Annotated in this window: 15 protein-coding genes and 5 pseudogenes; 11 read left to right on the forward strand and 9 right to left on the reverse strand. The window is 68.8% G+C overall.

The genetic code is table 11. The features are described 5' to 3' along the window. Positions 1–378 precede the first annotated feature (378 nt). Genes ACFZAM_RS12590 through ACFZAM_RS12600 form a run of 3 tightly spaced genes read left to right on the forward strand, consistent with a single transcriptional unit; the run spans position 379 to position 3590 of the window. A complete protein-coding gene (locus ACFZAM_RS12590) occupies positions 379–999 on the forward strand; it encodes a hypothetical protein (protein ID WP_391045253.1) in 621 nt (206 codons plus the stop codon). After that, complete coding sequence (locus ACFZAM_RS12595) at positions 992–1831, forward strand: hypothetical protein (RefSeq protein WP_355350266.1); 840 nt, start codon at positions 992–994, stop codon at positions 1829–1831. The genes ACFZAM_RS12590 and ACFZAM_RS12595 overlap by 8 nt, the downstream gene beginning before the upstream one ends. Beyond that, complete coding sequence (locus tag ACFZAM_RS12600) at positions 1824–3590, forward strand: thiamine pyrophosphate-dependent enzyme (RefSeq protein ID WP_391045257.1); 1767 nt, start codon at positions 1824–1826, stop codon at positions 3588–3590. The genes ACFZAM_RS12595 and ACFZAM_RS12600 overlap by 8 nt, the downstream gene beginning before the upstream one ends. A gap of 362 nt (positions 3591–3952) precedes the next feature. Here ACFZAM_RS12600 and ACFZAM_RS12605 read toward each other — a convergent pair whose 3' ends face one another. Continuing rightward, a complete protein-coding gene (locus ACFZAM_RS12605; RefSeq protein ID WP_391045259.1) occupies positions 3953–5209 on the reverse strand; it encodes a hypothetical protein in 1257 nt (418 codons plus the stop codon). A 221-nt stretch (positions 5210–5430) separates the two neighbouring features. Beyond that, positions 5431–6453: a hypothetical protein gene (locus ACFZAM_RS12610; RefSeq protein WP_391045261.1), complete on the reverse strand. Its 1023-nt coding sequence runs from the start codon at positions 6451–6453 to the stop codon at positions 5431–5433. Between the two features lie 506 nt (positions 6454–6959). Here ACFZAM_RS12610 and ACFZAM_RS12615 point away from each other — a divergent pair. Then, positions 6960–7072 (forward strand): annotated as a pseudogene (locus ACFZAM_RS12615) (IS5/IS1182 family transposase); the annotation flags it as partial. Positions 7073–7436: 364 nt separating this feature from the next. Here the strand turns inward: ACFZAM_RS12615 and ACFZAM_RS12620 are convergent. Then, positions 7437–7766 (reverse strand): hypothetical protein, encoded by a 330-nt coding sequence (locus tag ACFZAM_RS12620; RefSeq protein WP_391045263.1) that lies wholly within the window; start codon positions 7764–7766, stop codon positions 7437–7439. A gap of 70 nt (positions 7767–7836) precedes the next feature. Continuing rightward, positions 7837–8493 carry an IS5 family transposase gene (locus tag ACFZAM_RS12625; protein ID WP_391045265.1) on the reverse strand — a complete coding sequence of 219 codons (657 nt, stop codon included), beginning with the start codon at positions 8491–8493 and terminating at the stop codon, positions 7837–7839. 90 nt (positions 8494–8583) lie between these two features. On the opposite strand from ACFZAM_RS12625, the pseudogene ACFZAM_RS12630 reads away from it, so the two are divergent. The 3 genes and pseudogenes from ACFZAM_RS12630 to ACFZAM_RS12640 all read left to right on the forward strand — a co-directional run. Further along, a pseudogene (locus tag ACFZAM_RS12630) lies at positions 8584–8703 on the forward strand (IS5/IS1182 family transposase); the annotation flags it as partial. A gap of 341 nt (positions 8704–9044) precedes the next feature. Then, on the forward strand, positions 9045–9527 hold the full coding sequence (locus tag ACFZAM_RS12635) for a hypothetical protein (protein ID WP_391045267.1): 483 nt from the start codon (positions 9045–9047) through the stop codon (positions 9525–9527). Between the two features lie 58 nt (positions 9528–9585). Then, positions 9586–9921, forward strand: coding sequence for a hypothetical protein (locus ACFZAM_RS12640; RefSeq protein WP_391045268.1), 336 nt, complete (start codon positions 9586–9588; stop codon positions 9919–9921). 132 nt (positions 9922–10053) lie between these two features. Here ACFZAM_RS12640 and ACFZAM_RS12645 read toward each other — a convergent pair. Both ACFZAM_RS12645 and ACFZAM_RS12650 read right to left on the reverse strand, forming a co-directional pair. Next, positions 10054–10621: pseudogene (locus ACFZAM_RS12645) on the reverse strand (transposase family protein); the annotation flags it as partial. A gap of 139 nt (positions 10622–10760) precedes the next feature. After that, positions 10761–11168, reverse strand: coding sequence for a DUF3224 domain-containing protein (locus ACFZAM_RS12650; protein ID WP_391045270.1), 408 nt, complete (start codon positions 11166–11168; stop codon positions 10761–10763). A gap of 256 nt (positions 11169–11424) precedes the next feature. On the opposite strand from ACFZAM_RS12650, the gene ACFZAM_RS12655 reads away from it, so the two are divergent. Next, positions 11425–11814, forward strand: coding sequence for a hypothetical protein (locus ACFZAM_RS12655; protein WP_391045273.1), 390 nt, complete (start codon positions 11425–11427; stop codon positions 11812–11814). A 24-nt stretch (positions 11815–11838) separates the two neighbouring features. Here the strand turns inward: ACFZAM_RS12655 and ACFZAM_RS12660 are convergent, their stop codons facing one another. The 3 genes from ACFZAM_RS12660 to ACFZAM_RS12670 all read right to left on the reverse strand — a co-directional run bounded on the left by ACFZAM_RS12660 (position 11839) and on the right by ACFZAM_RS12670 (position 14643). After that, positions 11839–13071 carry an IS701 family transposase gene (locus tag ACFZAM_RS12660; protein ID WP_391045276.1) on the reverse strand — a complete coding sequence of 411 codons (1233 nt, stop codon included), beginning with the start codon at positions 13069–13071 and terminating at the stop codon, positions 11839–11841. Between the two features lie 181 nt (positions 13072–13252). After that, a complete protein-coding gene (locus tag ACFZAM_RS12665; RefSeq protein WP_391045279.1) occupies positions 13253–13831 on the reverse strand; it encodes a GrpB family protein in 579 nt (192 codons plus the stop codon). 410 nt (positions 13832–14241) lie between these two features. Next, positions 14242–14643 carry a hypothetical protein gene (locus ACFZAM_RS12670; RefSeq protein WP_355345470.1) on the reverse strand — a complete coding sequence of 134 codons (402 nt, stop codon included), beginning with the start codon at positions 14641–14643 and terminating at the stop codon, positions 14242–14244. 117 nt (positions 14644–14760) lie between these two features. Here ACFZAM_RS12670 and ACFZAM_RS12675 point away from each other — a divergent pair. From ACFZAM_RS12675 to ACFZAM_RS12685, 3 genes and pseudogenes are all read left to right on the forward strand, one after another. Beyond that, a pseudogene (locus ACFZAM_RS12675) lies at positions 14761–15515 on the forward strand (transposase); the annotation flags it as partial. A 422-nt stretch (positions 15516–15937) separates the two neighbouring features. Beyond that, positions 15938–19183: pseudogene (locus ACFZAM_RS12680) on the forward strand (amino acid adenylation domain-containing protein). After that, positions 19180–22230, forward strand: coding sequence for an amino acid adenylation domain-containing protein (locus ACFZAM_RS12685; RefSeq protein ID WP_391045282.1), 3051 nt, complete (start codon positions 19180–19182; stop codon positions 22228–22230). The pseudogene ACFZAM_RS12680 and the gene ACFZAM_RS12685 overlap by 4 nt, the downstream one beginning before the upstream one ends. Positions 22231–22239: the final 9 nt, after the last annotated feature.

The following is a 22239-nucleotide window of genomic DNA, read 5'->3' on the forward strand; positions in this document are numbered from 1 at the left end:
GCCGAGCGACCCCACCCCGCGAACGACGGTGGGGAGGAGAGCCGTGGACGTTCAACGCCGCGGAACATTCAACGCCTCCGGTTCGGGCGACGCATGGCGCTCCCGTCCGAGGCTGTGCATTGATGGTCTCCTGAATCCTGGCTCCGGACACCGTCGCGGCAGAAATAGAGCGCCGGGAGGGAGCTTCACGCGATACGACCGGCATCCCGAACTCCTTGGAGAGAGGATGGTTGAGCTGTGTTGTCGGACTCACCAGGGACAACGTCAGCAGAAGGCAGCACGACCGACAGCCCGGACGGACGTACCTACACGGAGGCCGGGCCTCTCGAACGCACCTCCTGGGATTCTCGGCTGACCTGCAATGTCGTCGATCCCTCCGTGCCGCTGCGGATGCACGGCTACGGCGTCTTCGGCGACCTCGCGCGGCACTATCGCTTCTCCGAACTGGCATTCCTCGCCTGGCGCGGAGAACTGCCTGCCGAGTCGGAGGCCGTCGCGATGGAGACCGCGTGGACGTTGCTGATGCCCGTCCCGCTGACCGACGCGGGCGCGCATGCGGCACTGCTGGCGCGCATTACGGCGTGCCCACCGGCTCAGGTGCTGTCGGTCGCGGCGATCACGCTAGCCGAATCGGCTCAAGGGGTGCTCGACGAGCACACGGCGTGGCTGGAGTGGCTGAGGGGTCCCGAGGACACGCCGCCCGCGGCCTACGCCGCCAGCACACCGGACGACCAAGCCGCTTGGGAGGCCGTGCCCGCCGACGCGAAGACCCTCCTTCCCGGCCCGAGATCCTTCGTTCCGACCGTCACGGCGGGCGCGCTGGCCCTGCTGTTCTGCTGCGGACTGCGGGATCCGCAGGAACTGATCACCTCGATCGTCATGGCTCAACTGCCCGCAGTCACCGCTGAGGTACTACGCCACTCGGCGACCGAAATGCTGCGCTACCCCATCAACCTGCCACCCGTCCGCTATGTCCCGGAGTCCGAAGGCAATGGCTGAGACCTTTGATGAAGCCAGGAACGTTGATGAGATCAGAACAGCGATCGGCAGGTTCGGCTGGGGTGACAACCACTTGGCCGGTTACGCGGTCGCCGGTGACCTCGCCGGTTCCACGTCCGTCTGGAGTCTGATGTCGCTGGTGTTCGGGCACCGCAAGCTGACGGACGCGGAGAGCTCGATGCTCGACGACCTCGCCGCGTCGTCCGCTCTCGCGGATCCGCGGATCTGGCCGCTCAAGGCGGGCCGCATCGCGGCGTCCTGGGGCAATCCGACGGCAGGGTTCGCCGCGTCCGTCCTTGCCGCCACAGGTGTGGCCGGCCCGGGCACCTCCCGGCTCTGCGCACAGATGCTGCTCGATCTGCGCAGCCGGCTGAGTGCCGCGGAGGGAGTGAGCCTGCCCACCGCAGTGGGTGAACTGCTGGAGCGCAACCCCCGGCTGCCGGGTTTCGGAGTGCCGCTGCGACCCGCGGACGAACGTGTGCTGGCGTTCCAGCAGTGCGTCCGAGTCCGCCAATGGCCGGTCGGCACCTACCAGTTGCTGGTCTACGACGTCGAGGCCGAGCTGTCCCGGAGGAGGAAGACGGCAGTGAACATCGGCGGCCTCGGCATCGCCGTCCTGCTCGACCTCGGCTTCGCGGCCGACACCGCTGCCGTGATGATGATGCTGATCATTCAGCCGTCCTTCATCGGCAACGCCGTCGAGGGCGCCGCACAGCAGGCCCCTGTCCTGCGTTCTCTGCCGCACTCCGCCCTGCGCTACCGGGGAGTCGCCCCCCGGACGAGTCCACGCCACCGCGACGCCGAACACGACGATAGGACCTTCCGTGGCTGACGTGTCCGACCAGGCAGAAGCCTCCGCCCCCGCACGGCCGGCCGACCTTCGCCCAGCCTCCCCGGACGGCACCGCCTCCACACTCGCGCAGGGCGTGGTGATGATGCTCCGGGCACTGGGTGTCAAAGAGACGTTCGGTGTCTCCGGAGGAGGCATCGTCTACATGTGGGATGCCCTCTCCGCCTCCGGCGTCCCCACCTATCACTGCCGGCACGAGACAGGCGCCCTCTTCGCGGCATGTGAGGCGAGCATCGCCGCCGACCGTCCGGTCGCTGTGTTCGTCACCACGGGACCAGGTCTGACCAACAGTCTCACCGGCTTGATGGCGGCGCGTTACGAGGGCGCGAAGGTGCTGCTGATCAGCGGCTACACCGATCCTGCCTATGTCGGCCGATTCCCCATCCAGGAAACGAGCCCTCTGTCCCTGCCACCGCAGACGCTGCACACGCCCAACCAGACGGTCCAGGGAGTCACCATCCTCGACAGCCCGCAATCTCTGGCCGGCGTATGGGAGGCGTGCGCGGCAGGCTTCGCCCGGTCCACCGGCTATGTGCACCATCTCGCCCTGACCGTTCCAGCCCAGCGCGGTCACCTTCCCGTGCCGCTGTCCGCTCCTCCGCGTGCCACCGCTGCGGACACACCGGCTCTTGACCAGGCGCTCCTCTCCCGGCTGGCCGCCGGTCGGTGCGCGCTGTGGGTCGGCTGGGGCGCGCGCCGGGCAGCAGCGGCCGTCGCCGAACTCTCCGAACGTCTCGACGCGCCGGTGATGTCCACTCCCCGCGGCAAGGGCATCTTCCCCGAGGCAGGTCCCCGATACCTGGGCGTGACCGGACTGGGGGGCGATCCCGAGGTCGCCGACGCACTGCGGCGCCACGACCCGGATTTCGTGATCGCGCTGGGCAGCAGGCTTGGCGACGGGGCCTCCTGCTACGACGAGGCGTATCTCGCCCGAGCCCAGCTCATCCAGGTCGACCTCGCTCCCGACGACCTGCCTCACGTCTACCCGGCCGACCGGCTCATCCGTGTAGAGGCTGATGTCGCCGCCTTCGCGTACGCGCTCGTGGAAGCGGCGCCCGCCATGTGCGCGCCGCCCACCAATACGCATCACACCGGCGGCCCCGCACCGGGGCACACTCCCTCAGCCCCACCGCCGCGAACAGAGCGCCTCGTGCACCCACGCCGGCTCCTGCACGAGATCCAGAGCCGGTTCGTCGACCGGGGCGACCTCGTGATGGGGGACAACGGCAACGCGTTCGCCTGGGGGAACCGCTACCTGCGCTTCTCCCGCCCGGGGCAGTGGCGTGTGAGCAACCTCTACCTGGGCTCCATGGGGCACTTCGCCTGCGGAGCGGTCGGCGCGGCCCTTGCCACCGGCAGACGCGCCGTCGCCCTGGTGGGAGACGGGGCCATGCTGATGCAGAACGAGGTCAGCACCGCGGTCCAGTACAACGCGTCCGTCGTGTGGATCGTCCTCAACGACGCCAGTTACGGTATGTGCAAACAGGGAACGAGAGCTCTCGACCTGCCTTACGCCGACTCCTCGCTCCCCATGACCGACTTCGCCCAGTACGCCGAAGCCCTCGGTGCCCGCGGCATCCGCGTCACCGCCCCGGAGGCTCTGCACGACGCCCTGCGGGAAGCCGCAACCGTCCAGGGCCCATGTGTTGTCGACGTATTGATCGACCCCGAAGCACTTGCTCCCACTCAGCGACGCTTCGCCGGGCTCAAACACGTCCCCTCCGGCGGTCTTCGTCACTGACTTCAGCAGCGCGCCCTTCGGGGCCCCTGGATCCGTTCGCCCGCCCCTTCCCGCCCTGCCGGCGTTCTCGGCCGGCGGGTCGGCGAGAACGGCCCGCCCGTATCGGCCGCACTGCCTGTGTGCGGATCCGACCCGCGTTTCCGGGAACCGGGCAGTGGCCGCAGGGCCGTTCCGGCGAGCCGCCGACCGCGAAGTAGACCTGGGAGCGCCAGCTCCACATCGGACCCGTCCTCGCCGGATCCGACGACGATCTCCTCGCCGCCCTCAGCGCATTCGCGCTCCCGCTGGACGTGGCCTTCCCGTTCCGGACGACCTGCTCGGCATTACGGTGAATCGGCCGGCGGGGCGCCGCTGGCGAACGCCTATGAGTGGCTCCGGTTGAGGACTTCTCGCGCTACTGGTTGCTGCCTGAAGGGCCGCAGTCGTGACCGCATCTCAGCCAGCGCGGAGGCGATCCGACCTGACCGCAAGTGGGCCTGGTCACCAAGGAAGAGGTGCCAGGCCGCGCATGCCTGTTCGAGGTGCCCTTGGTCGAGTTGCAGCCCGCCGAGCCGCGCATTGATCAGGGCACGTGCTCGGCGTTCGTCCGCAGGCCGTTGCCTCAGCGAGGAGGTAAGTTCCCGGATGGCCCGGGCGGGCTCGCCCGCGTAGGCGAATGTCTCCGCGCTCTGGTGTGCGAAGGCGGCGGCGTGGAAGTCATCGATCGTTCCCGTGCTCAATGGGCCTCGGGCAAAGGTCTGTTCAGCCCGGCGCAGTTCCGCGAAGGCCTTGCGGCGCTGACCGTTCGCCGCCAGGGTGAGTGCCCACTGGGAAGTAAGCAGTACGGCTTGCCCCGGCGGGAGGTCTGTGTTGTGCCGAGCTGCGGCCTCAGCGATGTCCAGGGCCAGAGACCGATGGCCCAAATGCAGAGCCTGGATGCTCATCGCCCGCAGGACGGTCGTATAAGTGCGCAGGTCCGCTGACGCGGCCGCCATGCGAACGGCAGTCTGGTAATACGACTGCCCTATTCCGTTCATGTTGTCGTCGAAGTGCATGTACCCGGCGAGATAGGTGAGTCGCGAGGCAGTGCGCAGAAAACGGTCGCGGCGTCCCGGAGGCATCCTCAGGACTAACCGCGGCGTGATGTCGACGGCCAAGTAGGAGGATAGGGCTTGGCGGGCCGCTCCACCGCCGAAAGCCATGTCGATCCGGGCGAAGACGGGAAGCATCAACTCCGTGGCTGGCACCGAGGTGGGCTCGGCCTCCCGGGCGTGCGGTACCGATGGCGCCAGTGGTACAGCGAAGTTTCCCTCGGCCGCGTCCAGTTCAAGGAGGGTCGTGTAGACGCTGGAATCCGCGAGTTCTTTCGTGGGCGGGCGAGCCAGCCGCACCAAGGACAGGCCGAGGTCGTCCGACTGGCGGGTGGCGACCGGAGCGTTGCCGTTCAGAAGGCCGGTGTCCGCAGCAGTGACCTGCCGTCCCAGCGCGCGAGAGAGGACCTCGGCCACCAGGGAAGGCACCGGTTCCGGAGGACGAGTTCCGGAAAGCCAGTGCGAGACGGACGTACGGTCGTAATGCAGGGCCAAGCCGACTTCGCCGCCTGCCTGGTTGACGGCCCTGGACAAATGTCCGGCTGTCATGTTCGCCTCGCGTAAGAGAGCTCGCAGCCGCACGTTGGGCAATCGACCCATTGAGATGCATCCCCTCTCTTTTCTGCCTTTAGGGGGAACAGAACACATACCCGTCAGATGTCCCGGTCTGCTCCGGCTACACCACGTGATGAACAGATTGCGCGGGCAGCCGCACGCCCCACCCATGCGGTACACACCGGCACGCCGGGGCCCAGAGGGCCAGCTGACGGTCAGCCGCTCTCCGTGTCGCCCCGGTCCACGAGGGTGGTCGTAACCTGTCGGGTCACGGCCGACGGCCCCAGACCCGTCAATGCCCGCAGCGTGTCGGCCATGAGAGCGGGGCTGGCTCCAGGGGCCGCGACGATGCCGAGCGCGGCGGCTCCCGCCAGCCACGCGGGCCTCACCTCTGCACTGCGAGCTGCCCCGTATGCCCGCACACCGGAATTCCTCAGGCTGGCCAGAGTGGGGGAGTTTTGGCGTCCCAGGACCAGGACGGCATCGCTGGATGCGGCCAGTCTGAGCAGGGCGTGCTCCCGATCGCTGGCGGCGTGGCAGTACGTGGTCGGGTCCTGGGGCAGCACATGACCCAGTGCGCCCCGCACCGCCTCGGCGACCATCCGGTTCCGCTCGCCTGGGGTCCCCGGCGCGGTCACCACCGCCACACGGCCGGGGGCCTCCACCCGGATGTCTCCTGCTTCGGCGACATCGTGCACCGTCCGGACCGCGTCGGGAGCCTGCCCGACCATGCCGGGCAGCACGGCACTGTCCCGAGGTCCGATGAGAACGACGCTTTCGCCGTGCGCGGCGAATCTGCGGATCTCGGCCTGGGCGGCCGTCACCAGCGGACAGGTCGCATCAATAACACGCAGCCCCTGGCGGACCAGGGAGGCTCGCACAGTTGGGGCCACGCCAGCCGGCCCGATCACTACACGGGTGCCCGCCGCCACTCGGTCGAGTTCGTCCGTCGACAACGCGGAGTGGCCTTCATCACCGGCACCGGCTGAATAGTGCGGCATCGTGCCGGCCAGAATTCGCACCTGGCCGCCACCGGCCGACAAGGCCCCCTCCAGCAGAGCCTGGGCGCGCACGGCACCCCCGCACAAAGGATCACCTTCCGCGACCACGAACTGGCGAGTCCGCATCACAGCCCGCCAGGAAGCCAGCGCCCTCTGCAACGCGATCGAGGCCCCACCAGAAGGAGCCGCCCCTGCCAACCCTGCCGCCTGCCGGTCACGTTGCAAGTAGGACAGCACCTGGACTCCTGCCGCAGCATGACCGGCCCCGTCCGGGAAGCTCGACAGAAGCGGAGGAGATTCGTCCTCATAACGCACAGACCAGCCGTCCCGCTGGAGAGCCCCTCCCAGGAACTCCGCCGCCCGGCAATGGACGAGCCCCCGGACGGGGTGACGGACCGTCGCGAAGACGGTGATCTCCTCCCGGCTTTCCAGGCCAGCCGCTACCTGCCAGTGCTCCGTCCTGCACGACCTCTGCATGTCTCGGCAGCCCTTTCCATCGGCACACTCCCGTCGCACCGGACCACGCCTCCGCCGAACCACACAACGGCGACAAACATAACGAACGGCGCGTTTCCTACTGCGTACTCGTGCCCTGCCCGAGGCACAAATATTGCCCGCCTCCGCATATGCCAATTGGATTCACCCATTCGTGTCACGCCCGACCCGCCGCCTCCGCAGCTGCGATCTCTGAGCCCGCCCCGGACAGCAGCGATGCCCAGCCGGGGAACGGCTCCAGCGGCTCCGACACTGCGAAGAAGGTCACCGCCGAAAGCGGCACATCATGGTGGACACGCTCGGGCTGCTGCTGAGCGTGATGGTCACGGCGGCAACGGTCACCGACCGCGAGGCCGGGCGCGCAGGCTGCCGGAGCGGACGTTCGCGGGCCTGATGCGCTCGCGCTGCCTGGCCCGAGACTACGAACGGCGCACCGACAGCGCCCAGGACATGACCACGATCATGCCGCCGCCTCGGGCTGGCAGGGACGCTGAACGTCTCCGGCCTGTCCTCGGCCAGCCAACCACATGCGGCCAGACGCACGGCGTTCGAACACAAGCCCTCGGCCTTCACCGGAACCGGTTCAAGCCTGCGGCGGGACTGCGCCCCAACCTACGACCACGACATCTACAGCGACCAGGTCAGCGCACGTGGCATCGTGCCCGCGATCGCCCGCCGCGGCACCCTGCACGGCACCGACTGGGCACCTACCGCCTGGCCGTGTTTTAGAAGTCGGTGGCCTGTCTGGTTGGCCGTCCGGGGAAGTCGCGGACGGCCATCCAGATGGTGAGGTCGCGGGCGATGTCGTTGATGCTGTTCGCCGTGGTGACCTCGTGCTCGTTGCGGGTGGTGTGGCGGCGGACGATCTCGTAGCCGCCTTCGTCCAGGACGGCCACGGAGGCGAACCAGACGGGGTCGTCCTCGTCGGGCTGGACGACGAGGAAGGTGTTGTCGGAGTCGTTGAGGTCGCTGAGCATCATGTACAGCGCGTCCTCGGAGGGGTCGTCGATGCGGTCGCCGTTCTCGCTGTCGGCGCCGTAGTACTGAGCCCCCATCGTTGTCTCTCCCTCGCCCGGTTCACCTTGGCCGTGGTCAGCATGGCACGTGGAACCGACAGTTCAGGGGTCACAGCCATTCGCTGATCGCGGCGATCAGGACAGTGGCTTCGAAGCGGACGGCGAGGTTGTCGAACCGGGTGGCGACCGCCCGGTTGCGCTTGAGCCGGTTGATCCCGCACTCGACCGCGTGCCGGGCCTTGTAGCCCTCGCGGTCGAAGACCGGAGGCCGCCCGCCGGCCCTCCCGCGCCGTTTGCGGTTGGCGACCTGGTCGGCCGGCTCCGGGATGGTGCAGCGGATCCCACGCTTTCGCAGGTAGGCCCGGTCGGCGCGGGAGGAGCAGGCGTTGTCACCCCGCACCCGCAGAGGCCGGACACGGGGACGGCCCGGCCCGGTGCGGGGTACTCGGATACCGTCCAGGACGGCGGCGAACTGAGAACTGTCACCATGCTGTCCGGCGGTGACCAGCAAAGATAGCGGCCGTTGGTCTTGTTCGCAGGCCAGATGATTCTTGGTGGTGAAGCCGCCCTGGGACCGGCCCAGACCGTGGTCGTCGGGCTCCGTGCGGGTTCCGCCGGCCGGTTCCTTCTGAGCATGTCCGTCCCGGCGGGCGCCTGCGGCGTGGTGATGGGCCCGGCAGATTGTGGAGTCGACGTTGACCTCCCACGTGATCAGACCTGCCGCATCCGCCCGAGCCTGCAGTACAACGGCTTCAGCACCGCGCACTGCTCGTCAGAAAGATCCCCTCGCCCCACACCGTGATCATCACGGCATGGGACGACGAACAGAGCCGACTTTCAAAACACGCCCCAGGGGGTCGAGCGGAGTTTTGCGTGGCTGCACGGCGTCCGACGTCTGCGCATCCGAGGGGAACGGCGAGCCGACATCCGCGAAGCGTTCCTCAAACTCGCCTGCTGCCTCATCACCCACCGATAACTCGGCTCGTTGTGTTAGCCGTTGTTAGCCGATGTAAGTGACGCCCCATACAGGACGTCGCCCGTGTCGCCGATAGATGTGCGCCATACTCGACCTGCTGAGCCGCGAAGAGGTCATCACGCAAGTGCATTCCGGATACATCTTGATCCATTGGAGCAGCCAGCCTGACAACCGATGATCATTGAGTTCCGTTCATATGCAGCACACCCAGAGGAGGGACGTCCGAAACCGAACCACAGGTCGGAAACGTTGAATCACCCACACCGTTAATTAATTGACTCGACCTCGACTGCCTTCATAGATTTCTCACAACAAAGACAAAGAGAAATCACGGAGGCCCCATGAAGATGACCATGCGCACAACGACAAAAATCGCCGCCGCATTGGGCGCACTTATCATTTCCGGAGGTGTATCCACCGCCGCGCAAGCGGCGCCGGTCCAGCCAGCAGTGCTCAGCCCGACCGCGTGCAACGGCCAGACAGCGGGGCACATCGTTAAGTGGTACGCGCCTCACGTGCCGTACGCACTTGTACCGCTTCGGTGTGGAAGCAGCACCTGGGGTTTCAACCACATTCACTCCAAGCACTGGTCCGCCCACGTCGACGAAGATATTGCCAACACGTTGGCATACTTCACCTCTACTGTCCCGCAAGGGGGAAATTCCATAGCGTTCATCCTCCGTGACCTGGCCCCCTGCGAAGGTCAGTTCCGGGTTGTGGTCCAGTTCAACAGCTACGGGTCCACCGGCATCAAGGGGATCATCACCGCCTACCACGAGAACTCGATAACGCTCCATCGCGGTGAAGTCCAGCCGGCGTGCTGACAGCTCGGCATCTGCGGAAAACTGCCGGACCGCAGTTCGAAGAAGGTACAGTGGCGGCATGGTAGGCGAAGAATTCCCACCCGCCGAGACAACGCGGCTCGTCGCGGAGAAGATGAAAGGTCTAACCGGCCATTCCCCACAGGCAGGCGCCCTCCGCATCGTTGACGCGCAGGGCACGGGGACGAGGTGGCCGATCCGCGTCCGGGGGACGGTGGAATCAGATCAATGGCAGTCAGCCCGGACCTGGGAGACGGAGTTCGTCCCGGAGGACACGCTCGCCGGGGAGTCTGCGGAGGGGAACGCCTCCGCCCTCGCGGACTGTTTCCTCATCCTCGTCATCGAAGACCTGGCAGTGGGACCTGTTCCCGGCATCCAGGAGATCCTTCAGCCCTGATCCGCAACCCTCCCCCACAGGCGCGTGGAGGGGACGGCCCACGCGCCAAGTCCGCGGCTGCGAGTTCCTGCTCCCCCGATTCGTTCGGTGTGGACGACCTGGGTGACCGCCTGCACCGTGCATGGCCCGATTTCAGGCAGTGATGTTGCGGTCGGAGACGATGCCTGCGATGGCTCGGTAGGTGTCGGGGAGGCGGTCACGGCGATGGGTCCAGCGCTGGAGCTGCTTCCAGCGTTTGTGGTCGGCGAGGCGCGTCCGACGGTGATTCGGTCGGACGAGTGGCCGTGGCGGTCTCGTTCCCACTGTTCCACTCTGCCGGGTAGTGCCCACGGGCAGGGTTTTCTCGGAGGGGTGATCGCGTGCCCACGGTGGTCGCGGCTCAGGCCCAGGCAAACTGCTTCTTCTTGCCCGAGACGAACGCGCGCCGTCCGCCGCGGCCGGCCGGTGGTCGGCGGACCTGAACCTCGGTGGCGTCCAAACGCAGCTCGACGCCTTCGGCCCAGGCGTAGGCAAACACATCCGCCAGCGTCCGAAGCCGCAGGCCGGGGCGGTCGGGAACTGCGCACCCCCGCTCCGCCAGGAGCGTGCGCATCTCTCCGATCGCCCGGGTAACGGTGGACCGGTCGACGCCGAACAGCAGCCCCAGCGCCGAGTGCGGCAGGTCGTGCCGCGGATGGATCAGCGTCGCCACCAGCCGATCGTGTTCATGCCCGAGGAATCCCCGTACGAGTGATCACGTTCGGAGCGTCGTCCGGCGTCGGTAAGAGGAGTGACCACCCGGCCGGTCAGGAGAAGGAAGACCAACGGATGTCAGGCGGCTCCGTTCCAAAGCCTGCCGCTCAGCCGAGTTGGTAGTCGAACCAGATACGGTGCGTGCCGTCAACCTCCACAGCCATCCCGCCAGCGCCAACGATCCCCGCCAACTCGCCGGTGCCGCTTGAGGGCACGATGGTGAAGAACTCCGCAGTGCGGTCGTTGCCAGACGTTGTCGCCGAGTGCGCGAAGTTGAAGGAACCCTGCCGACCGTGCAGCGATCCGTCGAACGACTCCATGGCAATGTATGTGCCCACGCCGGTCGTCTGGTCGAACGCGGAAGTGAACAAGGTCGCCGAGCGGCCGGTTGCCTCCCCCTCGTAGTGCTTCTCCATGGTCGCGACACCGACCGGCAGCGCCGTGGATACGGCTGGCCCGGGCTTCAGCTCGGTAGGGACGAACGCTTTGACGGTGAAGGTTGCCGTAGCTCTCATGCGTCGACCGTACCGAGGGGGTCTGACAATCAAGCAGCACCTGAGGCAGCCCCCAGCCCCCAAGGAGACCTTAAAGAACAAGCTAAATGCCTGTTTCGGAACCTCAATCATCAAGGGGAGGCCATGGCAGTTCATCGGCTACCGATACTCGAAGGTGGCTTGACCCTGTCGGTTACTGGCCCGGGTGGCTGTCGCATGCCTGCCTGTCCCTTTACTGTGTCCGTGCCGTAAGTCCCCGAGACAAGGAGACAACCCCATGGTCGCGTCAGCGTTACGTCAGCAGTTCGAACCGACCCTGCGCACGGACCGTCGTCCCCGGCGGTTGGCGCGGCGTGCCATCCTCGGAAGCTCTCTCACCGCCGTATTCACGGCGGTAATGCTCACCGTCACCCAGTCCGCCGCCTATGCCGGCGGCCCCTACCTCTGGGCGAACGACGGCAACATAGGTCAGCGCATGACCGTGTGCGCTCAGACCCTCGATGTCCGTAGCTCCTACGGTGGCACGCCGTTCAACCATCTCACTTACGGACAAACGTTCACCGTGCACCAGAACTATGCGGAGTTCGGCAGCGAGTACGTGCGGGGCTTCGCCTGGGGCAACGTGAACGCGGAGGGTTTCGTGCAGAACGGCTGGTTCTGCTTTTAGTACTCCAGTCGTAGATCGTGATCTTCACGCTTGGGCGGCTTGTCGCAGGTAGTGGCTGGCCTGGGATCGGGCCTGGTGGCGGCGTCGCCAGGTGGACCAACGGAGCCGGTGGGCGGCGCTGTGGGAGGGGCGGATGGCGAGGGCGATGAACAGGCGCTGGATCTCGTTGCAGGTGAGCGGTATCAGGGAATCGGGTACGGGGCGGGTGTGTTCGTCTGCGCGTACGACGGCGAGGAAGGCGTGCGCGAGCATGGCGAGGGTGACCCAGCGGGACCATGACGTGTAGCTGCGGACCTGGTGCTCGTCCAGTGCGGCCAGGCCCTTTCCGGACTGGAAGAACTCCTCCACCCGCCATCGTGATCCGGCGACGCGCACCAGTTCGGTCAGCGGGACCGGGGTGGGCGAGTAGCAGCGGTAGTAGGCGAGTTCGCCGGTGCTGCGGTTGCGGCGGATCAGCAGCTGGCGACTGCCGGAACCTGGGTCGGCCAGGTCGATGACGGCCCAGTCGTAGAAACGGTGTCCCTTCGCCCCGGCACCGGCGGACAGCTTCTGCCAGGCCCGTTTGGGCACCTTCTTGGCCAGGGTGTCCGCGCGGAACTTTCCAGCACCGGTGGTGACTTCGTGCGAGCAGGCCACCGCGAGGACGTAGCCGGTCCAGCGTTCCTCCAGCGCGGTTCGCAGCTTCGGGTTGCCGCCGTAGACCTCGTCGCCCGCAACCCACGCGGCCCGGTGCCCGGCGTCCAGGAACCGGGCGACCATCCGAGCGGCCAGCTCCGGCTTGGTGGCGAAGGAGGTGTCCTCGGCCAGCCCCGCGGCGCGGCAGCGGCCGGGGTCGGAGATCCAAGAACGTGGAACGTATAGTTCCCGGTCCACCGCGGCGTGTCCGCGCTGGCCCGCGTAGACCAGGTAGATGGCGACCTGGGCGTTTTCGATCCTGCCCGCCGTGCCGGTGTACTGGCGCTGGACGCCGACCGCGCCCACGCCCTTCTTCACATCCCCGGTCTCGTCGACCACCAGCACCGCCTGGTCCTCGTGCAGATGCTCCACCACATAGCCGCGCACGTCGTCGCGGACCTGGTCGGCGTCCCACGAGGCTCTGCCCAGCAGGTGCTGCATCCCGCACGGAGTCGCCTCACCCACCCACTCGGCGATGGTCCAGCAGTTCTTGCGCGGCAGGTCCGACAGTAGTCCGAGCACCAATTGCCTCACCCGCCGACGCGGTTCGACCCTCGCGAACCTGGCTGCGATCCGGCCCATTAGACCCTCGAACGTCTCCTGCCAGCGGGCAGGGTCTACGCTGTGACCTGCGGCCACCGCATGATCGTTTGTCTTCACACACTGATGATCAGCGGCGGCCGCACCCGGCCGCCCATCGGCCCCCCACCTGCAACCGAGTCAATCGGTCGCCGGAATTACGCGTGATAGTCGGCAGACTCGATCAAGCTGCTGGGACACCGCTCCAACCAGTTTCGGTGGCCCATCGTTCAGCCGCAGCCATCAGCACCTCCGTAGCGGGGGCCTTGATCTGCCCGTAGTCCAACAGGTTCGGCACGCTCAGCGCCAGCCGCTGCTTGAACACCCCCCACGCCCGGCGGGCGACCTCATCCGCGCGCAGGTAGTCCCGAAACAGCAGGGCAAAGCGGGCGTTGGGTCCGGTGCCCTCCCGAAGGTGGACGTTGCATGAACGTGCGCCGATCGGCGGCGCGAAGACGAGTTTGTGACACCGCCGGCCGCCGGAGACCTCGATGCGGTTCCACGGCTCGGGACGACACCGGAAGCCGATCGCTGCGAGCAGCGGTGCATCCCGTGCCTCGTCGATCGACCTCATCCGCACCTGCACATCGATGCAGTCCTTGGCCGGCAGGCCCGGTACCGAGGTGGATCCCACGTGATCGACCCCGAGCGCGAGGTCACCCAGCGCATCTCGCAATACCTCGGCAAGCAGCTCGAACTCCGCCGACCACCGAGGCCGGGACTCAACCACGGCAACCTGACTGCGCTCATCGGGAAACGGCATATCACCACACGCTACATCCCGTTTGAGCGGTCCTGCAGACAGCCAGACCTCATCGCGGGACCCGCCAACTGGACTGCTCAGAGCCCGACACGACCAAGATCACGATCTACGACTGGAGTATTAGACGTGAGCCCTCGGTTCCTCCGAATCAGGCAAGACCCTGGGCCAAGGTGCCCCTGGAGAACATGAGAACGATCAAGGTTCCGAGCGTTTTCGGTGGGTCCGGGGCGGAGACGCTGATCAGCGTCGCAGCTCCGCTCCCTCCCATCACACCAGCCTCAGAGGTTCCGTTCGGGGAACGGCCGCCGTGACCGTTCCCCGCGGGGGCCCGCACCCAGGTGGCATGTCGACCAACCTGTGGGTGCAGGCTCGTGCCAGTTCAAGACGTTGGCGGCCATCGGGCGTGTCCGTCAGTGCCAGGCCGAGCATTTCTGACCGGATGCGGGACCATTCTCCGTGCATGCCCTGATCCACACGGGATGGCTGTAGTGGAATTCGCCGGTGACGAAGTGCACCGATGTCCCCGCACCCTTGCGAGCACAGTAGTTGTAGGCCGAGTTGGAGGCCTTGATGATCTCTCCGCAGCCGCTGTGCCTGTCGGCCTTGGTGTCGTAGACCTGGCCAGCCACCTTGGCCGTACTCCCGCTCCAGCAGATGGATGCAGCGATCTTCGCCCCGGTGGTCGAGGCGGTGGCGTCACGACACTTCCAGGACTGCGGGGCCGACTGCGCTGGCGCCGCCAGACCTAAGCCGACCAACCCCGCAAGCGCGACGGTGGCCGTGATCGTGGTGATGTGCCTGCGTACCTTCACGTAACCCGTTCCTCTCAAAACGTGGGGCTCAACGTCCGCCCGTAGCCCCTTCAAACACCGTTGCCCAATCCGAAGAGGAGGAGCGAGAAGAATCCCGGCCAACCTGGGTGCAATGGGATGTGGGATGTTCACGGCGCGAGGGAGGGGCGGTCATGCAGTAACGCAGTTCTGACCGACTTCTACGATCGCCTGACCGCCCGTGCGGACGCGCTGTTCGAGCTGGCCGACGCCGTGCTCTGCACGGACGGACCGGCGTGGTCGCTGGTCGACCTGGCGCTGGCGCCCGAGCACCGCCGTGGGCACGGTTCCCTGTACGCCGGCCTGAACCGCGGCCGGGTGGAGGCCGCCCGGCCGCGGCGGGTCCTGGCCGGGGGTGCCGCTGCCGAGGGCGGCGGACGGCCGGCTGGTGTTGGCGGTGGACGTCTCGCCGTGGCTTCGGCCGGACGCCGGGACCGTGCCGAACCGCTCGTTCCGGGTTGCCGGTCGCGGTCTTGTTGCCGGACCCGATCGGACCGGGTGATGCGCCGCCCGGCGCCCTCGGGCGAAGAGTTCCTCCGGTCCAGCCCGAAGGGCGGCCGGCCGCCCAAGCACGGCGGGGAGTTCGTCTCCGGCGACCCCGCCACCTGGGTCCCCGTGCAGGCCGTCACGGTCACCGACCCCCGCCTCTACTGGAGGGCCACCGCTCAGCATGGGACCGCCTGCACCCCAGGCTGGCCCAGCGGGCCGCGCGGCTGGACTACGACGACCCGCTGCCCGTCATCGAGGGCACCGTCATCCGCCTGGCCGTCGAGCACCTGCCGTCCGGCGGGGTGAACAAGCCGGTCTGGCTGTGGTGGTCACGCACCGGCGCCACCGACGCCGACGTCGCACGCCGCTAACGGCGACCTCGACCACACCGTCGGCGTGGATCGCCGACGGCGCCCGCCGCCCGACGGTCAAGAACCGCCTCGGCGTTCTCGTCCGGGCCACCGCTGCCGCCCGCGCATGGTCGGTCTGTTGTTGACAGCGCCGACATTTTAACAGTCCCGATCTGGCAGACCCCGTATTCGGCAAGGTCGCCGCACCAAGCTGGGAGGAGTCCGCAGCACGCACCGGCCGGGACGCGCCGGTACGGTCCGAGCCGGCATCGTCACTTTCCTTGACGGGCCCGCGGAGCTGCCGAGCCTGCGGATTCCGTCCCTGGCAGCCGTCATCGGATCAGCACGGATCCCAGCCAGGAGACCGCAGCCATCTGTCAGGACACAACGCCAAGGACGTGAGTGTGACGAGTGCGCAGATACCGGCCGATGCCACCATGGCAGCTGAACCGGCCCTCACCGTACCGACGGCTTTCGAGCGGCAGGCGCGGGTGGCGCCGGACGCTGTCGCGGTGGCCGGGGACGACGGCGAGCTAACCTACGCACAACTGGACGCGCGCGCCGACCGCCTCGCCGCGCTACTTGCCGCGCACGGCGTCCGGGCCGGCGACATCGTCGCCTTCGCCCTCCCACGCTCGGCCGACTACGCCGTCACAGTGCTGGCGATCCTCAAGGCCGGAGCGGCGTACCTCCCGCTCGACGCAGCCTATCCGGAGGACCGGATCGCCCTGATGCTCAACGACGCGAAACCCGCCGCGCTGGTCACCCGACGGGGGATCGCCGCTCGCCTCGGTACCGACACGACGGCCGGCCGGGCCGCATGGATCGTCCTGGACGACCCGGCGTTCCTGCGCTCCCTCACCGGGACGCGCCGGGGCCGTACGGAGGATGGGCGCGGGCCTATGAGCGGCAGCGGTGACGACTCGGCATATGTGATGTACACCTCCGGTTCCACCGGGCGCCCCAAGGGGGTGATCACCACACACGCCAACATCCTCGCGCTCGCCTCCGACCGCCTTTTCAGCACTCCCGCGCACCGCGCGGTGCTCGTGCACTCCCCGCAAACCTTCGACGCCGCGACTTACGAACTGTGGGTGCCGCTGCTGAACGGCGGCCGGGCCATAATGATGGCGGACGCCCTCGACTCCGACCGGCTGGGCGCCGTCGTCACCGCGAGCGGCGCTTCGGCCGTCTTCCTCACCACGGCGCTGTTCAACGTCATCACCGGCTTCGCCCCGGCGGCCCTCGCAGGTCTGGACGAGGTACTGACGGGCGGCGAGACCTGTTCACCGCAGGCCATGCGGGCTTTCCTTCGCGCCGCTCCGCACACCGTGCTGCGTCATGTGTACGGCCCGACCGAGACCACCACCTTCGCCACCCAGCAGCGAGTTACCACAGCGGACGCGGCCGGTCCGTCCATCCCGATCGGCGGCCCGCTCGACACGGAGCGGCTCTTCGTACTTGACACCCGGTTACGGCCGGTGGCGGCCGGAGAGGTCGGCGAGCTCTTCATCGCCGGGGCGGGAGTCGCCCGCGGGTACCTGCGCCGACCGGAGACCACGGCCGAGCGCTTCGTGGCCTGTCCCTTCGGCGCGCCGGGCGAGCGGATGTACCGCACCGGCGACCTCGTACGCTCGCTGCCGGAGAGCGCCGTGGACTTCATAGGCCGCGCCGACGCCCAAGTCAAAGTGCGCGGGCACCGCATCGAGCCCGGCGAGGTCGAGGCCGCCCTGCTGGGCAAGCCGGAGGTGGCGCAGGCGGCCGTGGTCGTCCATCAGACAGGCCCCGACGACAAACGGCTGGTGGCGTACGTACGTCCGCGCGGCGCCCTAGAGGGCGCCGCGATCCGGGCCTCCCTGCGCCGTACGCTGCCGCCCCACCTGGTGCCGGACGCCGTCATCCCGTTGGACGCGCTGCCCCTCAACGCCCATGGCAAGGTGGACCGCGCCCTCCTCGCGGACCGCCCGCTGCCGGACGGGCCGACGAACGCCGCAGCCGGGGACGACGAGCCACGGAACCGGGTCGCCGCGTTGTGGAGCGCGCTGGGGCTGCCCCCGGTGGAGCAGGGCGCCGCCTTCCTCGACGCGGGCGCCAACTCTCTCCAGATCACCCGGTTCACCTACTTGCTGCGCCGCGAGTTCGGCGTCGGCCTCCCGATCCGCACCGTCTTTGATGCCGGCTCGCTCGGCGCGGTCGCCGACCTGGTCAGCGCGGCCCGCCGCGGGGATCCCGGAAGCGGACCGAGGCCGCCGGAAGCGGGCCCGCGCCGCATGGAGCGGCGCCCTGACCCGCTTCCGCTGTCCCCCGGCCAGGCCCGGCTCTGGCACCTCAACCAGCTCGACCCCGGCCCCGCCTACCACGTGCCGCTGCTCATTCCGGTGGACGGCCCGGTGGACCCGGACGGCCTGCGGGCGGCGCTGAGCGCCTTGGTCGAGCGACATGAGAGCCTGCGCACTATCTTCCCGGTGCTGGACGGGGAGCCCGTCCAGCACGTCCTGGCGCCCGGCGACTGCCCGTTGGCGCTACGGACGCAGCGCGTCGAGCCGGACGGGATCGATGTCGCGGTGCGGGAGGCAGTGGCCGAGCCGTTCGACCTCACCCGTCAAGCGCCTCTACGGGCGTGGCTGTTGCGCGGCCGGTCCGACCTCGCCGGGTCGGTCCTGGTGCTGGTCGTGCATCACATCGCGTGCGACGGTTGGTCCGTGGGGCCGCTGGCCAGGGATCTGGCGGCCGCCTACCGGGCCGTTCTTGCCGGGCGGGCCGAGGCACCGCGCGAAGCACCCGCGCAGTACGCCGACTTCACCGTCTGACAGGACCGGGCCTTCGGGGCCGGCGCCGACCCCGCCGGGCCCGCCGCCGACCAGCTCGCCTTCTGGGAGAAGACGCTGGCGGATCTGCCCGCCGAACTCCCGGGGCTGTACGACCGCCCCAGGACGCCGGGCGCGAGAATGGGCGGCGGCAGCGGCTCGGTAGGCGCCTTCTGGCCCGCCGCCCTGCACCGAGAGCTGGTCGCGCTGGCACGCGGCAACGGGGCGACGCTGTTCATGGTGCTCCAGGCCGGGGTGGCCGCAGTGCTGGCCGAGTCGGCCGCAGCCACAGACCTCCCGCTGGGCACGGTGACGGCCGGCCGGAGCGACCCGCGGTGGGAGGAGGCGATCGGCTTCTTCGTCAACTCCCTCACATTACGCACCGACACATCCGGCGACCCCTCCTTCGCCGGACTCCTGGACCGCGTCCGGAGCACGGTGCTGGCTGCGTTCGAGCACCAGGACGTCCCCTTTGAACGGGTCGTGGAACGGCTCAACCCGCCGCGGAGTCTCGGCCGCAACCCGTTGTTCCAGACAGTCGTCGTGCTCCAGAACATCCCCTGGCCGACCGTCGATCTGGGCGTCCGTCCGGCCCACGTCATTGTGCCCCACAACGGGGCCGTGAAGTTCGACCTGCTGCTGGAGTTCTGGGAGCGGCGCGACCCCGCCGGCGAACTGTTCGGCCTCACCTGCGACGCCGAGTACGACCCGAGGCTGTACGACAGGGGCACGGTCGTCGGGGTCCTCGGCCGGCTCAGGCGCTTCCTCACCGCCGCCGTGAGTGACCCGGGACTATCGCTCAGCCGGCTCCTGGCCGCATCCTTCGCGACGCCCACCGCCCACCCGGCCCGCACGGAAAGGAACCCCGCTCCATGACCACCACCCCGCCGTTGTCACACCTCTTCGAACGCCAGGCCGCCGCGCACAGCAATGAGGCCGCGATCGGCGGCGCCCACGGCGCGCTGACGTACGGGCAGTTGAACGCCCGCGCAAACCGACTGGCCCGCCTTCTGGTGGACCGGCACGTCGGTCCCGGTACGACCGCCGCCCTGCTGCTGCCGCGCTCGACGGACCAGATCGTCGCCGTCCTGGCAGTGGTGAAGGCTGGCGGGGCCTATCTGCCGCTCGATCCGGGCCATCCGCCAGCGCGACTGGCGCAGATGGCGGCGGACACGGCCCCGGCGCTCACCCTCACCGAGAGCCGCCTGCTCGACCGGCTGCCTGACGGCCTCGCCGCAAACGTGCTGCTCTTGGACGCCCCGCAGACGGCGAGGGAACTGGCTGCGGCCGCCCCCGACGACCTGGGCGACGCCGAGCGCACCCGCCCGCCGGCCGCGAGTGACCTGGCATATGTGATGTTCACGTCCGGTTCCAGCGGCGCCCCCAAGGGCGTGATGGTCACCCAGGCCAACATCGCTGCGCTGGTCCTGGACCCCCGCTTGCGCAGTGCCGCGCACAGCCGGGTGCTGGTCCACTCATCGTACGGGTTCGACGCCTCGACGTACGAGCTGTGGGCGCCGCTGCTCAGCGGCCACCAGGCGGTGCTGGCACCGGACGGACCACTGGACATCGCCGGGCTGGCCCACTGCATCGCGAAGTACCGCATCACCTCGCTGCTGCTCACCGCAAGCCTGCTGCAACTGGTTGCCCAAGAGGATCCGGGCTGCCTGGCAGGCGTCCGGGAGCTGTGGACCGGCGGGGAGGCGGTACCGGCCGCCGCGGTGCGCGAGGTGCTGGCGCACTGCCCCGATCTCACCGTCGTGGACGCCTATGGCCCCACCGAGACCACCGTAGCGGCCACCAGCCACCGGCTCCGGCTCCAGGGCGATGTGCGGGACCCGGTGCCGATCGGCCGCCCGCTCGGAGGCAGCCGGGTGTCCGTGCTCGACGCGCGTCTGCGCGAAGTGCCGGACGAAACCGTCGGCGAGCTGTACATCTCAGGGGAGGGCGTCGGGGACGGATACGTCGCCAGGCCGGTGCTGACGGCCGCCCGCTTCGTCGCCTGCCCATTCGGGCTCCCCGGCGAGCGGATGTACCGCACCGGCGACCTCGGCTTCCGGTCGGCGGACGGCAACCTGGTCTTCGCCGGGCGCAACGACGATCAGGTGAAAGTTCGCGGGCGCCGCATCGAACCGGGCGAGGTGGAGGCCGCGCTGACCCGCCATCCCCAGGTGGGCCGGACCGCCGTCGTCGTCCACGGGGACTCACCCGCCGACAAGCGCCTCGTCGGCTACTTCACCGTCGACGGCGCTGGCCCCTCCGCCGAGTCTGTCCGCGGATACCTGGCCGCCGAGCTGCCCCCGCACCTCGTGCCCGACGTACTGGTCCGGCTGGACCGGCTTCCGCTCACCACCAGCGGGAAGACCGACCGGGCCGCTCTCGCCGCCAGGCCCCTCACTCCTGCCGCGGCCTCGCCCGCTGCGGCGCCGCAGGACGACACCGGCGAACAGGTGCTCGCTCTGTGGGCGCACTCCTTGGGCGGCCGCCGAGCCGGACCGCGTGACGACTTCTTCGCGCACGGCGGCACTTCGCTCCAGGCCACCCGGCTGGTCGCCCGCACGGTCAAGGCGTTCGGACTGCGCCCCGAGGACAGCCGCGCCGTACTCCAGGCGCTGCTGGCCAACCCGACCCCTGACGCACTGACCGCGGCCGTGCGCACCGCCCGCGCCGCGCCTTCCGTACCGGCCCGGCGGCGCATCCTCCCCGACTTCGCCGCCGAGTCGGACCCGGGCACCGCTCTCGACTTCGCCGCGACGCTGGCGTCCCGCGCGAGCGGCCCCCGCCAGGCACTGCTGACCGGGGCGACCGGCTTCCTCGGCGCCCACCTGATCGCCGCCCTCCTGGCGGACACGGATCTGACGGTGCACTGCCTGGTGCGGGCCGCGGACGACGCACAGGCACTGCTGCGGGTCAGGTCGGCCCTGCGGGGCAACGGCCTGGAAGTCGCGGACCGGGACGCCTCGCGGATCGTCGCCGTCGCCGGGGATCTGGCCGCCGACCGCCTGGGTCTCACCCCGGAGCGCTACCGGTGGCTCGCCGAGGAGACGGACCTCGTCTACCACAACGGCGCACAAGTGAACTTCCTCTACCCTTACTCCGCCCTCTCCCCGGTGAACGTCGGCGGCACGAGGGAGGTCGTCCGGTTCGCCGCCGTCGGCCGGACGAAGTCCGTCCACTACGTCTCCACCCAGGCGGTCTTCTCGGCCGCCGGCCTGTCCGGTGTCCGGGGCGTCCACGAGGGCAGCATCCCTGTCCACCCCGAGCACCTCTTCATGGGGTACCCCGAGACCAAGTGGGTGGCCGAGGAGCTGATCCGAAAGGCCGGAGCCCTCGGGTTGCCCTTCGCCATCTACCGGCCGCACGACGTCACCGGCCACTCCCGAACGGGGGCGTGGAAGACCGACGGCTTCCTGTGCAGCCTCATCAAGTCTTTCACCGATGTCGGAGCCGCCCCCGACATACGGCTGCCGATGGACTTCACCCCGGTGGACACTGTTGCCCGCGCCATCGTCCGGCTCTCGCTGGACCGTCCGGCCAACGGCTCTGCTTACCACCTCAACAGCCCGCGCTACGCCCTGCTGGAAGACCTCATCGAGCACCTCAACCAAGCCGGCCACAGCGTCGACACCGTCCCGTGGAAGATATGGGTGGACCGTCTGGCCGCGCACGCCGCGCGGGACGCCGAGTCCCAGATAGCGCCGTTCCTGCCGCTGTTCACCGAACGCCTGGAGCAGTCCGGCACCAGCGTCCTCGAGCTCTACCTTGAGGACCGGATGCCAGCGCTGTCCTGCACGCGGACCTGGGACACCGTCAGGGCGCTGACCGGCCAGGCGTGCCCCACCACCGACGAACTGCTCCCGAAATACGTCCGGGAGCTCACCCGCAGCGGATTCCTCGCCCCCGTCGCACCTAAGGACGACTGATCAGGAGAC

Source organism: Streptomyces sp. NPDC008079 (assembly GCF_042957385.1).
In the GTDB taxonomy this organism is placed as follows: domain Bacteria; phylum Actinomycetota; class Actinomycetes; order Streptomycetales; family Streptomycetaceae; genus Actinacidiphila.